10 protein-coding genes are annotated in these 12,823 nt (G+C 54.3%); 3 read left to right on the forward strand and 7 right to left on the reverse strand.

Annotated features, from left to right (window positions below):
• The first annotated feature begins 88 nt into the window (after positions 1 to 88).
• A complete protein-coding gene (locus ABRZ26_RS17245; RefSeq protein ID WP_319605389.1) occupies positions 89 to 1,744 on the forward strand; it encodes a glucan biosynthesis protein D in 1,656 nt (551 codons plus the stop codon).
• A gap of 325 nt (positions 1,745 to 2,069) precedes the next feature.
• Entirely contained in the window at positions 2,070 to 4,709 is a 2,640-nt protein-coding gene (ppc, locus tag ABRZ26_RS17250) for a phosphoenolpyruvate carboxylase (protein ID WP_319605390.1), read from the forward strand.
• An 86-nt stretch (positions 4,710 to 4,795) separates the two neighbouring features.
• Here the strand turns inward: ppc and ABRZ26_RS17255 are convergent, their stop codons facing one another.
• The 7 genes from ABRZ26_RS17255 to lsrA form a co-directional block, all read right to left on the reverse strand.
• Positions 4,796 to 5,533: a beta/alpha barrel domain-containing protein gene (locus tag ABRZ26_RS17255; RefSeq protein WP_319605391.1), complete on the reverse strand. Its 738-nt coding sequence runs from the start codon at positions 5,531 to 5,533 to the stop codon at positions 4,796 to 4,798.
• A 10-nt stretch (positions 5,534 to 5,543) separates the two neighbouring features.
• Entirely contained in the window at positions 5,544 to 5,834 is a 291-nt protein-coding gene (gene lsrG, locus ABRZ26_RS17260; protein WP_319605392.1) for a (4S)-4-hydroxy-5-phosphonooxypentane-2,3-dione isomerase, read from the reverse strand.
• A 72-nt stretch (positions 5,835 to 5,906) separates the two neighbouring features.
• The gene (gene lsrF / locus ABRZ26_RS17265) at positions 5,907 to 6,782 is read right to left on the reverse strand and encodes a 3-hydroxy-5-phosphonooxypentane-2,4-dione thiolase (protein ID WP_319605393.1); all 876 of its coding nucleotides are present in this window, start codon (positions 6,780 to 6,782) and stop codon (positions 5,907 to 5,909) included.
• A gap of 71 nt (positions 6,783 to 6,853) precedes the next feature.
• Positions 6,854 to 7,876, reverse strand: coding sequence for an autoinducer 2 ABC transporter substrate-binding protein LsrB (gene lsrB, locus ABRZ26_RS17270; protein WP_319605394.1), 1,023 nt, complete (start codon positions 7,874 to 7,876; stop codon positions 6,854 to 6,856).
• A gap of 50 nt (positions 7,877 to 7,926) precedes the next feature.
• Positions 7,927 to 8,928, reverse strand: coding sequence for an autoinducer 2 ABC transporter permease LsrD (gene lsrD / locus ABRZ26_RS17275; RefSeq protein ID WP_319605395.1), 1,002 nt, complete (start codon positions 8,926 to 8,928; stop codon positions 7,927 to 7,929).
• Positions 8,925 to 9,974 (reverse strand): autoinducer 2 ABC transporter permease LsrC, encoded by a 1,050-nt coding sequence (gene lsrC / locus ABRZ26_RS17280; RefSeq protein ID WP_319605396.1) that lies wholly within the window; start codon positions 9,972 to 9,974, stop codon positions 8,925 to 8,927. Before lsrC ends, lsrD begins: the two co-directional genes overlap by 4 nt.
• Complete coding sequence (gene lsrA, locus ABRZ26_RS17285; protein WP_319605397.1) at positions 9,968 to 11,536, reverse strand: autoinducer 2 ABC transporter ATP-binding protein LsrA; 1,569 nt, start codon at positions 11,534 to 11,536, stop codon at positions 9,968 to 9,970. The genes lsrC and lsrA overlap by 7 nt, the downstream gene beginning before the upstream one ends.
• A gap of 252 nt (positions 11,537 to 11,788) precedes the next feature.
• On the opposite strand from lsrA, the gene lsrR reads away from it, so the two are divergent.
• Positions 11,789 to 12,754: a transcriptional regulator LsrR gene (gene lsrR / locus ABRZ26_RS17290; protein ID WP_319605398.1), complete on the forward strand. Its 966-nt coding sequence runs from the start codon at positions 11,789 to 11,791 to the stop codon at positions 12,752 to 12,754.
• The last annotated feature ends 69 nt before the right edge of the window (positions 12,755 to 12,823 follow it).

Here is a 12,823-nt window from a genome sequence, read left to right on the forward strand (position 1 = left end):
GCCCTTGTTACACTGCTGCCGGTTGGTTATTCCAGCAAGTTTCGCCATCGCAAAGGGGTTTCTGCAAATTAAGGAAATTAATGCTGCTATGAATCGAAGATTATTTCTCAAAGCCTCCATGGCGCTGGCCGCCGGTTGTGGCATTCCAGCGCTGGCCACGGTCTTTCCCCGCGCGGCCCAGGCCGCGGGAGAGCAAATCGCGGACGGCAATGCGACGCCTTTCAGTTTTTCCCTGCTCAAGAAAATGGCGGCGGATCGCGCCAGTCAACCCTATAACGGCCAGTCGGCGGCGCTTCCGCCCACGCTGGCCAGGCTGACGCCGCAGGCCTACAACGATATCCGCTACGACGCCGGACATTCGCTCTGGAACGCGCTGGAAAATCGCCGGCTGGACGTGCAATATTTTCACGTCGGCATGGGATTTACCCGTCCGGTACGTATGTTCTCCATCGATTCCGCCAACAACACGGCGCGTGAAATTCATTTCCGCCCGGAACTGTTCGACTATACCGGCGCCGGCGTCGACGTCTCGCAGCTCGAAGGAAAAGACGATCTCGGCTTCGCCGGCTTCAGGGTATTTAAAGCGCCGGAATTGACCCAGCGGGACATCGTCTCTTTCCTCGGCGCCAGCTATTTCCGCGCCGTGGACGCCACCTATCAGTACGGCCTGTCGGCGCGCGGGATCGCCATCAATACCTATACCTCCCAGCCCGAGGAGTTCCCCGACTTCGTCGCCTTCTGGTTCGAACAGCCAGCAGCGGGAGCGACCTCGTTCACCGTGTACGCGCTTTTGGACGGCCCCAGCGCCACGGGCGCCTACCGTTTCGTCATCGACTGCGAAGCGGAGCGCGTGGTGATGGATATTGAAAAACAGCTGCATGCCCGTCAGGATATTCAGCAATTGGGCATCGCGCCCATGACCAGCATGTTCAGTTGCGGCAACCACGAGCGCCGCATGTGCGACACCATCCATCCCCAGATTCACGACTCCGACCGGCTGGCCATGTGGACGGGCGCGGGAGAATGGATTTGCCGGCCGTTGAACAATCCGCAAAAACTGCGCTTCAACGCCTACCAGGACAATAACCCCAAAGGATTCGGGCTGTTGCAAACCGATCGCGATTTCGATAATTACCAGGATGTCATCGGCTGGTACCACAAGCGACCGAGCCTGTGGGTGGAACCCGTCGGCCGGTGGGGCAAAGGCGCCGTCACGCTGATGGAGATCCCGACCACCGGCGAGACGCTGGACAATATCGTCTGTTTTTGGCAGCCCGAAACCCCGATAAAAGCCGGCGGCGAATACAACTATCGCTATAAACTTTACTGGAGCGCCGACGCGCCGCAACGCACGCCTCTCGCCAGGGTGCATGCCACGCGCACGGGAATGGGCGGCTTTCCGGAAGGGTGGGCGCCGGGCGAACACTATCCCGCCCAGTGGGCGCGGCGTTTTGCGGTGGATTTCGTCGGCGGCGATCTGAAATCCGCGGCCCCCAGAGGGATAGAACCGGTGATTACCCTGTCCGACGGACAGGCGAAAAATATCGAAATCCTCTACGTCGAGCCTTTTGACGGCTACCGTATTCTGTTCGACTGGTATCCGACCAGCGAGAAGAACGACCCCGTCGATATGCGGCTGTTCCTGCGTTCGCAGGGCGAGACGCTGAGCGAAACCTGGCTTTATCAGTATTTCCCTCCCGCCGCGGACCAACGCCGTTATATCGACGATCGGGAAATGCAGTAGTGATTTCGGCCGGATTCGCCGCCCGGCGAAATCAGCAGAAATTGATCTAGCGACTCATCAGACAGGCCGTCATTCACTGTCCGGGGCATTCATGCCCCGCGTTGCCTCCCTAATAAGCTCACCTAATGTCAGGGCATCTGTAATTAAATTTCACAAATTGCCAGATCTACATCAAAGCAGGTAAAAAGAGAGACGGTATAAAGATTGACGCGAACAAAGAATCGTCAATTGACGAATCTACCTCATCGTGGCTAGATGAAAGGAGCGTTGTACGTTTTTCTGGTGAAACAAACTTACAAAAAATTAGAGATGGGTTAGGGTAAATATGAAAGAGCAATATTCAGCAATGCGAAGTAACGTCAGCATGCTAGGTAAGCTACTTGGCGATACTATCAAGGAAGCGCTGGGTGAGAACATTCTTGATAAAGTGGAAAGGATTCGTAAATTATCAAAGTCCTCCCGAGCAGGCAGTGAAAAGCATCGACAGGAACTGCTGAACACACTACAAAATTTGTCCAATGACGAGCTATTGCCGGTAGCGCGCGCATTTAGCCAATTTCTTAACTTAACCAATACCGCTGAGCAATATCACACCATTTCCCCGCACGGCGAAGCCGCCAGCAACCCGGAACTGCTCGCCAAAGCGTTCGAGCGCTTAAAGGAAAATAAAAATCTTACGGAAAAAGACATCCGCAACGCCGTCGAATCGCTCTCCATCGAGCTGGTATTGACCGCACATCCGACCGAAATTACCCGTCGAACCCTGATCCATAAACTGGTTGAAGTCAATACCTGTCTTAAACAGCTCGATCATGACGATCTGGCCGATTATGAACGCGACCGGATTATGCGTCGTTTGCGCCAGTTGATTGCGCAATCCTGGCATACCGACGAAATCCGCAAGATCCGCCCTACCCCGCTCGAAGAGGCCAAATGGGGCTTCGCCGTGGTTGAAAATAGCCTGTGGGAAGGCGTCCCCGCCTTCTTGCGCGAACTGGATGAACTGCTGGAAAAATCTTTCGGCTATCGTCTGCCCGTCGAAGCCGTGCCGGTGCGCTTTACCTCGTGGATGGGGGGCGACCGCGACGGCAACCCCAACGTAACCGCCGAAGTCACTCGCCGGGTATTATTACTCAGCCGCTGGAAAGCGGCCGACCTGTTCTTGCAGGATATTCAGTTCCTGGTATCGGAATTGTCGATGTCGGCCTGTACCCCGGAGCTGCGTAAGCTGGCCGGCGGCGACGACGTGCAGGAGCCGTATCGCGCCATCATGAAATCATTACGCGCCCAGTTGAATAGCACGCTGGCTTATCTGGATGCGCGTCTCAAAGGCGGCGAGCTGTTACCGCCGAAAGACCTGCTGGTCAGCAATGAACAATTGTGGGATCCGCTGTTCGCGTGTTACCAGTCGCTGCATGCCTGCGGCATGGGCATCATCGCCGACGGTCAACTACTGGACACGCTGCGCCGCGTACGATGTTTCGGCGTACCGCTGGTGCGCATCGACGTTCGTCAGGAAAGCACCAATCACAGCGAAGCGCTGGCGGAAATCACCCGTTACCTGGGCTTAGGCGACTACGAAAGCTGGTCCGAGCCCGACAAACAGGCCTTCCTGATCCGTGAATTAAGCTCCAAACGCCCGCTGTTGCCGCGCCAGTGGGAACCCAGCGCCGAGACCAAAGAGGTGATCGACACCTGTAAGGTCATTGCCAAAGCGCCCGCCGGTTCGATCGCCGCCTACGTCATTTCCATGGCGCGTACGCCTTCCGACGTGCTGGCGGTGCATTTGCTGCTGAAAGAAGCGGGCTGTCCCTTTGCGTTGCCGGTCGCGCCGCTGTTTGAAACGCTGGAAGACCTGAACAATGCCGACGACGTGATGACCCAGTTGCTGAACATCGACTGGTATCGCGGCGTCATTCAGGGCAAACAGATGGTGATGATCGGCTATTCCGACTCGGCGAAAGACGCCGGCGTGATGGCCGCTTCCTGGGCGCAGTACCGCGCGCAGGACGCCCTGATTAAAACCTGCGAAAAAGCCGGCATCGCGCTGACGCTGTTCCACGGTCGCGGCGGTTCGATCGGCCGCGGCGGCGCGCCGGCCCACGCCGCTCTGCTGTCTCAACCGCCGGGCAGTCTGAAGGGCGGTCTGCGCGTGACCGAGCAGGGCGAGATGATCCGCTTCAAATTCGGTCTGCCGGAAGTCACCATCAGCAGCCTGGCGCTCTACACCGGCGCGATTCTGGAAGCCAATCTGCTGCCGCCGCCGGAACCCAAACCGGAATGGAAAGCGGTGATGGACGATCTGTCCCGCGTATCCTGCGATATGTATCGCAAATATGTGCGTGAAAATCCGGACTTTGTGCCTTATTTCCGTTCGGCCACCCCGGAGCTGGAACTGGGTAAATTACCGTTAGGCTCGCGCCCGGCGAAACGTCGTCCTACCGGCGGCGTGGAAAGCCTGCGCGCCATTCCGTGGATTTTCGCCTGGACGCAGAACCGCCTGATGCTGCCCGCCTGGCTTGGCGCCGGCGCCGCGCTGCAAAAAGTCGTGGACGACGGCAAACAGGAACATCTGGAAGCCATGTGCCGCGACTGGCCGTTTTTCTCCACCCGTATCGGGATGCTGGAAATGGTGTTTTCCAAAGCGGATCTGTGGCTGGCCGAATACTACGACCAGCGTCTGGTCGATAAGAAATTATGGCCGCTGGGAAAACAGCTGCGTGAACAGTTAGCCGCCGATATCCATGTCGTGCTGACCATCGCCAATGACGATCACCTGATGGAAGATCTGCCGTGGATCGCCGAATCGATCGCATTGCGCAACGTGTATACCGACCCGCTGAACGTGCTTCAGGCTGAACTGCTGCATCGTTCGCGCCAACAGGAAGAGTCAGATCCGGAGGTCGAACTGGCGTTGATGGTAACCATCGCGGGGGTCGCCGCCGGGATGCGCAATACCGGCTGATCGCTAAAAGCCATATTTAACCGATAATTAAGTGAGCAGAAAGCGCCGGACGATCATATCGTCGGCGCTTTCTTTTTACATCAGCCTCAATGCGCGGCGCTAAAATCAGCAAGCCAGATAGAGGCGTTCTCAGAAAGTTTGTCATTACGAAAAAGCGCGCTGCCTGAAACCACCCGATCGACGCCAAGCCTTTTAAGAGCAGGCAGTTCAGCAAGACTCAGCGAGCCATCCACCGCGATTATCTTACTGCGCCTTTGATTGCCGAGCAGCGTGAAAAGTTGGTTTAAGCGGGCATGAAGGGCGTGTTCGGACAGCTTGCTGCCGTAACCTGGATCCACTGCCAGCACCTGAATAAGTTCCACATCATCAAGAACGGGAAGAATGATGTCGATAGGCGTGGAAGGACACAGACTGATGCCGCGGATAACCGGCATTTCCCCCCCTGCCACCGGCGCCTGCTGCCGACCAAGCCAGGTAAGAATATGATGAAGATGCGTCACCCCTTCAGCCTGTAGGGTGACGATATGAGCTCCCGCTTTGACGCACGCCTGCGCTACCGGCCAGGGATCGGATACCATTAAATGGACATCCTTGATAAAAGACTGGGGAAGTTGCTCCACCGCCCACGGCCCGACGGTAAACTGCGGGCAGAAGTGACCATCCATAAGATCAAGATGGAGCACCGGTAAGGAAAGCGCTTCCAGCTCAGATAAATAACGGGAGAGATTAATCCACCGGCCTGCCAGTATGCCAACGCTTAAAGGGTATGTTCTCAGTAGCTCAAGACATTCCTGACGACCAAGACTGGAAAAGCGCGTATTCATAGCGACCTTCCTATGGCATCAAGCCGATAAAGGTTGTCTTTTTACGAGAGCCCGTCATCAGGGATTCAAGCGCAGCGACGCATTCTTTGTAATGCGCGGTGGTTTTATGCTCTGCAACGGCCTTTTCATCCACGTAAGCTTCATAGATATAGAAACGTGTTCTAACCGCGGGATCCTGAAGAACATCAAAACGCAAATTACCCTTTTCCTGAACGGCGCCAAGATGGTTTTTACGAAAAACCTCAATGAACTGTTCAACTTTATCGTCATGAACGTTAATTTCAACCAGCGTAACATGCATGGAAAATCTCCTTATAGCTTAAACATCGGGCCTGCATCACAGGCCCGAAAACGTTTTAGCGATGCCTGCGCATCATCCCTTTTCGCTGAGGAATAACGCATAGGCGTGTTCGACGGTTTCATTTTCATGAACAATGGCATGTACGGCCTTCAACATGGCGACGGGGTGTTCTGACTGGAAGATATTGCGCCCCATGTCCACCCCCGACGCGCCCTGGTCGATGGCCTGAAAACACATTTCCAACGCGTCCCGTTCAGGCAATTTTTTCCCGCCGGCAATGACGACAGGCACCGGACACCCGGCCACGATTCGTTCAAAACCATTGTCGACATAGTAGGTTTTGATGAGCTGTGCGCCCATTTCAGCCGCAATACGCGTCGCCAGAGAAAAATAACGCTGGTCGCGCGCCATCTCTTTGCCCACGCCGGTGACGGCCATCGTGGGCATCCCCACTTTCATACCGGCATCGACAAGCTGGATGATATTTTTAATCGATTGATGCTCATGCTCGCTGCCAACGTATACCTGTGCGGCAACGGCGCTGACATTCAGTCGCACGGCGTCATCCATCGCAACGGCGACGGCTTCATTACTGAGATCCGTTAAAATCGAATTCGCCCCCGAGGCGCGAAGCACGACCGGCTTATTCGTCGCCGGCGGCACCACGCTGCGAAGAATGCCGCGGGTACACATCAGCACATCGGTGTAGTCAAACAGTGGCGCAATGTTAATATCGATACGCTCAAGGCCGGTTGTCGGCCCCTGAAAATAGCCATGATCAAATGCCAGCATCACGGTTTTTCCGCTGCGTGGATTAAAAATGCGCGACAGCCGCGACTGCATTCCCCAATCAAGCGCGCCACAGCCTTTGAGCTTGAATAAGGTATTGGTTTGCGGGTTAGTAATATGGAAGTCTTTACCGTCTTTAATATCGTCTAAATCAGCCATGACAACACCCCATCGGATTATTAAACGTAACCGGTGCTGAAAGAACGTAGAGCGTCATTTCAGCGCGTGAATCAAAAGTCATATTTATCAATATTCTCTTTCGTGAAGATCACGCGTTCCGGCAGGAGAACGATGCCATTGCCTTTGGCCTCGTAGTCGTATCCCTGTACGCGGTTAGGTGAAACTTCAACCTGCCCGACACCGGGAATATCCAGCTTGTCGCCAATATTCAGTTCGCCATTTTTGAGCAGGGCATTCGCCACATAAACAGCGATTTTCCCCTGATTAACCACGTCCCAGAGACCAAACGCTTTGACGGTTTCGCGTTTTACATAGGGACGCATCACGTTCGGAGTGCTGAAACCGACGATGGCGATATCGCTACGCTTCAGGTTCTCCGCCGCCTGGGCCGCCGCGGGCAGGGCATTGGCGTCCGGCGCGATAATGGCGTCCAAATCGCCCCATGCTTTGATAATTCCTTCGGCGGTCTGTAATGACTTAGTCGCATCGTTATAGCCAAACTGCGTGGTCACTATCTCCCAGCCCGGATGATCCTGTTCAATCTTGCGTTTGGCTTCAGCTACCCACTGGTTCTGATCCGTTACGGTCGGGCTTGAGTAGAAGAAGGCGACCTTGGCTTTCTCTTTCTTCACCTGATTAGCCGCCATATCGACCAGCAAACTCCCCAGTTGGACAGGCGTACCCTGGTTAATGTAATAAGAGCGGCATTCGGGCTTGGTATCAGAGTCCCAGGTCAGAACTTTGACGCCCCTTTGCATGGCGCGTTTTAGCGCCGGACATAGCCCTTCAGGGGAGACGGCGGAAATAATGATGGCGTTATACCCCTGATTTACAAAGTTATTAATCAGTTGCACCTGCCCCGAAACGCTCGGTTCCGTCGGGCCGTCATAGGTCACGTCAACACCGAGCGCTTTACCGGCTTCCAGAGCGCCGTTCCCGCCACTGGTGAAAAACCCCACGCCGACCAGTTTTGGAATGAAAGCAATACGCTCGGCGGCATGGACGGTAAAACTCAGCGAAGCCATGCCGAGCGCGCTTAACAGCGCTATTTTTTTAATGCTTTGCATAGTCATATATCTCCATATTGCTTCTCTTGTGGGATGGATTAAGCCATAGGGGAACGTTACGCCTGCTTTATCGCTCGCTGACGCAGAAGCCACTCCCGAATTTGATGACGGTGAATACTGATCGACCGGCCGACAACGACAATAATGAGCAGAGCGCCTGACAGCGCGCTTGATATCTGATTGGGAATACCGATCATTTGCAGCCCCTGCTGTAGATAGCCGACAAGCAGCGCCGCCAAAGCGGTGCCAATAATCGATCCCGAACCGCCGTAGATATTGGCGCCGCCAAGAACGACCGCCGTAATGGCCGGCATCAGAAAAGAAGCCCCCAGATCGGAACGCGCCGAGCCGAAATAGGACACCAGCAAGATGGCCGCGACAGATGAAGCGAGTCCGGTCATGGCATACAACGCGCACAGAGTCCGGTTAACCGGGATGGCGCTATAGTGAGCGACCCGCGTACTTTGACCGATGAGGAAAATATTCCGGCCGATATGCGTTCGGTGCATCAGCAGCCAGAACAAAAAAAAGCAGACGGCAAAAAAGATAAGCGGCATTGGGAGGCCGAACGGTGAAAGGTTGGCAAACTCGGTAAACGCCAGCGGGAATCCGCCGATACCTTCGTATCCGGTCGCGCCAGACATGCCGGAAAGTAAAAGCGCGCTTCCGCCGAAGAGGTACATCGTACCCAGCGTGATAACCAGCGGGTTTACGCCGGTATAGATGATCAGACCGGCATTCAACAGCCCGCACAGGCCGCCTATCGCCAGCGTGAACAGAATAGCCAGGGGGAAGGGAATGCCCGCCTGGAACATCACGCCCAGGGAAATCGCGCACAGCCCAATCGTTGAACCAAAAGAGATATCGATGCCGCCACTGACAATCACCATCGTGAGCGGCAGCGCGACTATACCGATACAGATAAAGTCACTGGTGCTGAACAACAACACGTTAATATCCAGCATGCGCGGATTGGCAATACCAAAGGACAGTATTTCAACCGCCAACAGTGCGGCGAGCGCGATCTCCCAGCCATAACGTTGCCATTGCGCCATCATGCCACCTTCCTGTTTTTATCCGGGGTATTCGTCGTTTTCGTCTCTTCGTGGGCGGTAATTTCTGACGTTCCGCCAACGAAACGCGCATATTTTTGCTTACGTAAATTCTTCACAAGCGCACAGCGAAGCCTGCCGTCAAACACAAGCACCCCCAGTAAGACCAGGCCGGCGATAAAGTCATTCCACCAGGCTGGAATGCGCAACAGCACCAGAACGCTGTCGATTTGCGTCAGAAAGTAAGCGCCCAGAATCGCGCCCAGCACGGTGCCTGAACCGCCAAGAAGACTGATCCCGCCGAGAACGCAGGCCGCGATGGCTTTCATTTCGAGACCGGTTCCTGTCTGGTTGGGGATAAAACCGATCTGTGAAGCAAAAACGATGCCTGCGATAGCGGCCATCACGCCATTGAGGGAGAAGGCCATGATGCGAATCGCTTCCGTGCGAATTCCCAGTTGTCGGGCACCCTGCAAGTTATCGCCGGTGGCGTAAATGCTACGGCCGAACGGTGTTTTAAGCAGTACCCAGGCCATCAGCGCGATCGCCGCGAGCGTCAACCAACCGATGGGGGAAATGGACAGGAAAATAGGGGAAGATAGCTGCTTAAGATCCGCCGGAAGGCCTTCTATCCATTTCCCGCCGGTCCATAACAACATCACGCCGCGGTAGAGTCCCAACGTACCCAGCGTAGCCACAATTGCCGGGATTTTGAGCCAGGCGACCAGCACGCCGTTGATAAAACCGGCCAGCAATCCCAGAAGAAGAGTAAAAAAACAAGCCAGCGGCAAGCTGTAACCCGCATTCAGGGTCAGACCAAGCAGCACAGCGCACATTCCGGTGATTGAACCGACCGAAACATCGATATTTCGCGTCAGCATAACCAGAGTGGCGCCAATCGCCAGCAGCATCAGGATCTGAGCGCTACTGAATATCATCGTCAGCGTCTGGAAGCTGAAATAGTTTTTATCAATAATGCCCAGTAGGGCAAACAGACAGAGAATAGCGATCAGCGCCGTCAATTCCCTGTTGTTTTGAATGAACTTCAACATAAGACCTCCGCATTTTGACGGGGTTTGTCCGTTTTTACGGCGCACGACAGATGCTCGCCAAATGCCATATGCATAATGGTGTCGACATCGATTTCATCCCCGCTCAACGCTGTTTTACTGATTTTTCCCTGGTGCATGACATAAACGCGATCGGCCATCTGCTCGATCTCTTCCAGATCGGATGAGATAAACAAAATGGCGACATTCTGTTGCGCGATACTGCGAATAAGCTGATAAATATCACTGCGGGCGGAGACATCCACGCCGCGGGTAGGTTCATCCACAATCAGCAGTTGTGGGCCGGCTTCAAGGCATTTTGCGATCAGGATTTTCTGTTGATTTCCTCCGGACAAGGTACGAACCGGTTGTTCGGGATTATTCAGTTTGATATTCAAAGCACGGCGATAACGTTCGAGTTTGGCGTTGTCGCGTTGCGGATTTGCCCAAAACCCACTGCTGTTATGCGTCAGTGAGCAGACATTCCATGACAGGGATGCATCAAGATAGAGCCCCGAAGCCTGCCTGTCCTCAGGCAAATAGACCAGACCGCGATTCAGACGCTGATCCGTCGGAAGCCCGGCAATATCCTGTTCATTAAACCGGATACTCCCGGCCCTGACGGGCCTGATGCCATAAAGCGTTTCAGCCAGCTCAGTACGGCCTGCGCCAACCAGCCCAGCCAGCCCGAGAATTTCACCAGCCCGGACTTCCAGGCTGATATCCATAAATCCCTCACCCGTCAGATTCTTCAGCACCAGCACCGGCTCATCTTTTTCACGAGCCGGCCGGTTACCCGGCAGCTCAAGCCAGAGTTTCTGCGATGCAGACAATGAAACGCCACGGGCCGCCGGGGTAATGGCCTGAATGATTTCTTCCGTGGTGAGCGACGTTGTACTGCCTGTCAGGGCGATTGTCCCGTCGCGCATCACGCTGACATGGTTCGCTATTTGACGAATTTCGGGGAGCTTATGAGAAATAAACACAATCCCGACGCCTTGCGTGAGCAGGTCTTTTAGCCGGGCGAAGAGGCGGTCGGTTTCCGCCGGGGTGAGAGAAGCGGTCGGTTCGTCAAGGATCAAGATACGGGAATCCCTCATTAGCCCCCGCATGATTTCAACCAACTGTCTATCGGCCACATCCAGCGTTCCGGCGGCAATTTGCAGATCCAGCTGACAACCCAGCCCCTTCAGTAACTGGTGCATTTTTTCCGGGGAAGCCTGCCGCGTTGAAAGACCAAAAAGGATATTTTCTTTCACCGAAAGACTCGGAAAAAGCAGGGGTTCCTGCGGTACCAGATAGATGCCCAACTGATGGGCCTTGGCCGGCGTCAGACCGGCACACCGTTTCCCGTCAATTTCGATTGTTCCGCCATCCGGGGGAACAATTCCGGCAATGATTTTCATCAAGGTGGATTTACCGGCGCCATTGCCGCCGAGCAAAGCATGAACCTGCCCGGCATGCAGCGTAAAATCGATACTTTTGAGCACATCGACGCCGGAGTACTGCTTGCTGATATTGCTCACGCAAAGCAGCGGGGGAACGAAATAGTCACCGATTTGCATCTCGCCTCCATCGCCCAGATAATAAACGCCGCAATCTGAACAAAAGTTTTAGTGAAATCTATTTGTTCATCAAGATAGACATGGGTTGCCTGAAAAACAGTCATAACGATCACGTTTTTTAGATAATTTATTATTTATTTAATATTTTGTTCATTATTGGGATAAGAAGTGCGGGATGGATCACAGCTATTCTTCACCGTTAGAAGAACAATTGTGTTCATGATTTTAAAATGTTCAAAGTGATGCAGACTTATGACAACGAATGACAGTAGCTTTCAATCCGACAGCCACATGAGCGAAGAGGAACTGGTGGCGCGTATCGCCTGGTTCTACTACCACGATGGTCTGACGCAAAGCGATATCAGCGAACGACTCGGACTTTCACGCCTGAAGGTCTCGCGGCTTCTGGAGAAGGGCCATCAATCGGGGATTATTCGCGTCCAGATCAATTCCCGTTTCGAAGGTTGCCTAAAGCACGAAGACGCCATTAAACGCCACTTCGGTTTAAAGAACATACGGGTGCTGCCCGCTTTACCGGGAAGGGATATCTGCTCACGGCTGGGCATTGGCGCTGCTCATATGCTGATGGAATCTCTTCAGCCTAACCAACTGTTGGCGGCCGGGTTCGGCGAAGCCACGATGTGTACGCTAAAAAGGCTCAGCGGATATATCTCGTCACAGAAAATCCGGCTGATTACGCTTTCCGGTGGCGTAGGGCCTTACATGACAGGGATCGGGCAGCTCGATGCCGCGTGCTGCGTCAGCATTATCCCCGCCCCATTGCGAGCCTCTTCCGCCGATATCGCGCAAACCCTGCGGGAAGAAAGCAGCGTAAAAGATGTCTTGCTGGCGGCCCAGGCCGCAGATGTTGCCGTGGTGGGCATTGGCGCGATAAGTCAGAAAGAGGAGGCCACTATTTTACGTTCGGGCTATATCACCGAGGGCGAACAGCTCATGTTTGGGCGTAAAGGCGCAACAGGAGACATTCTGGGGTACTTCTTCCGTTCAAACGGCGAGATTGTCCCCGATATGCGAATTCACAATGAGTTAATCGGCCTGAGCCTCCGGGCGCTATCCACAATCCCTACCGTTATCGGCGTGGCGGGCGGAATACATAAAGCAGAGGCAATCGTGGCGGCGCTGAAAGGAAAATATATCAACGCGCTGGTGACCGACCAGGAAACCGCAGAAGAAATTCTGAAGCTAATTGTAAATTAACCAGTCCTTATACAGATGACGGACAACCGGAGTGATTTATCTGACATGACCCCATAAACAACGCATCGA

It is taken from the genome of Brenneria sp. L4-2C (genome assembly GCF_040240335.1).
Taxonomy (GTDB): Bacteria; Pseudomonadota; Gammaproteobacteria; order Enterobacterales; family Enterobacteriaceae; genus Brenneria.

Coding starts and splice junctions, on each gene's coding strand:
- ABRZ26_RS17245 (WP_319605389.1), top strand. CDS start 89: ATGAATCGAAGATTATTTCTCAAAGCCTCCATGGCGCTGGCCGCCGGT.
- ppc (WP_319605390.1), top strand. CDS start 2,070: ATGAAAGAGCAATATTCAGCAATGCGAAGTAACGTCAGCATGCTAGGT.
- ABRZ26_RS17255 (WP_319605391.1), bottom strand. CDS start 5,533: ATGAATACGCGCTTTTCCAGTCTTGGTCGTCAGGAATGTCTTGAGCTA.
- lsrG (WP_319605392.1), bottom strand. CDS start 5,834: ATGCATGTTACGCTGGTTGAAATTAACGTTCATGACGATAAAGTTGAA.
- lsrF (WP_319605393.1), bottom strand. CDS start 6,782: ATGGCTGATTTAGACGATATTAAAGACGGTAAAGACTTCCATATTACT.
- lsrB (WP_319605394.1), bottom strand. CDS start 7,876: ATGACTATGCAAAGCATTAAAAAAATAGCGCTGTTAAGCGCGCTCGGC.
- lsrD (WP_319605395.1), bottom strand. CDS start 8,928: ATGATGGCGCAATGGCAACGTTATGGCTGGGAGATCGCGCTCGCCGCA.
- lsrC (WP_319605396.1), bottom strand. CDS start 9,974: ATGTTGAAGTTCATTCAAAACAACAGGGAATTGACGGCGCTGATCGCT.
- lsrA (WP_319605397.1), bottom strand. CDS start 11,536: ATGCAAATCGGTGACTATTTCGTTCCCCCGCTGCTTTGCGTGAGCAAT.
- lsrR (WP_319605398.1), top strand. CDS start 11,789: ATGACAACGAATGACAGTAGCTTTCAATCCGACAGCCACATGAGCGAA.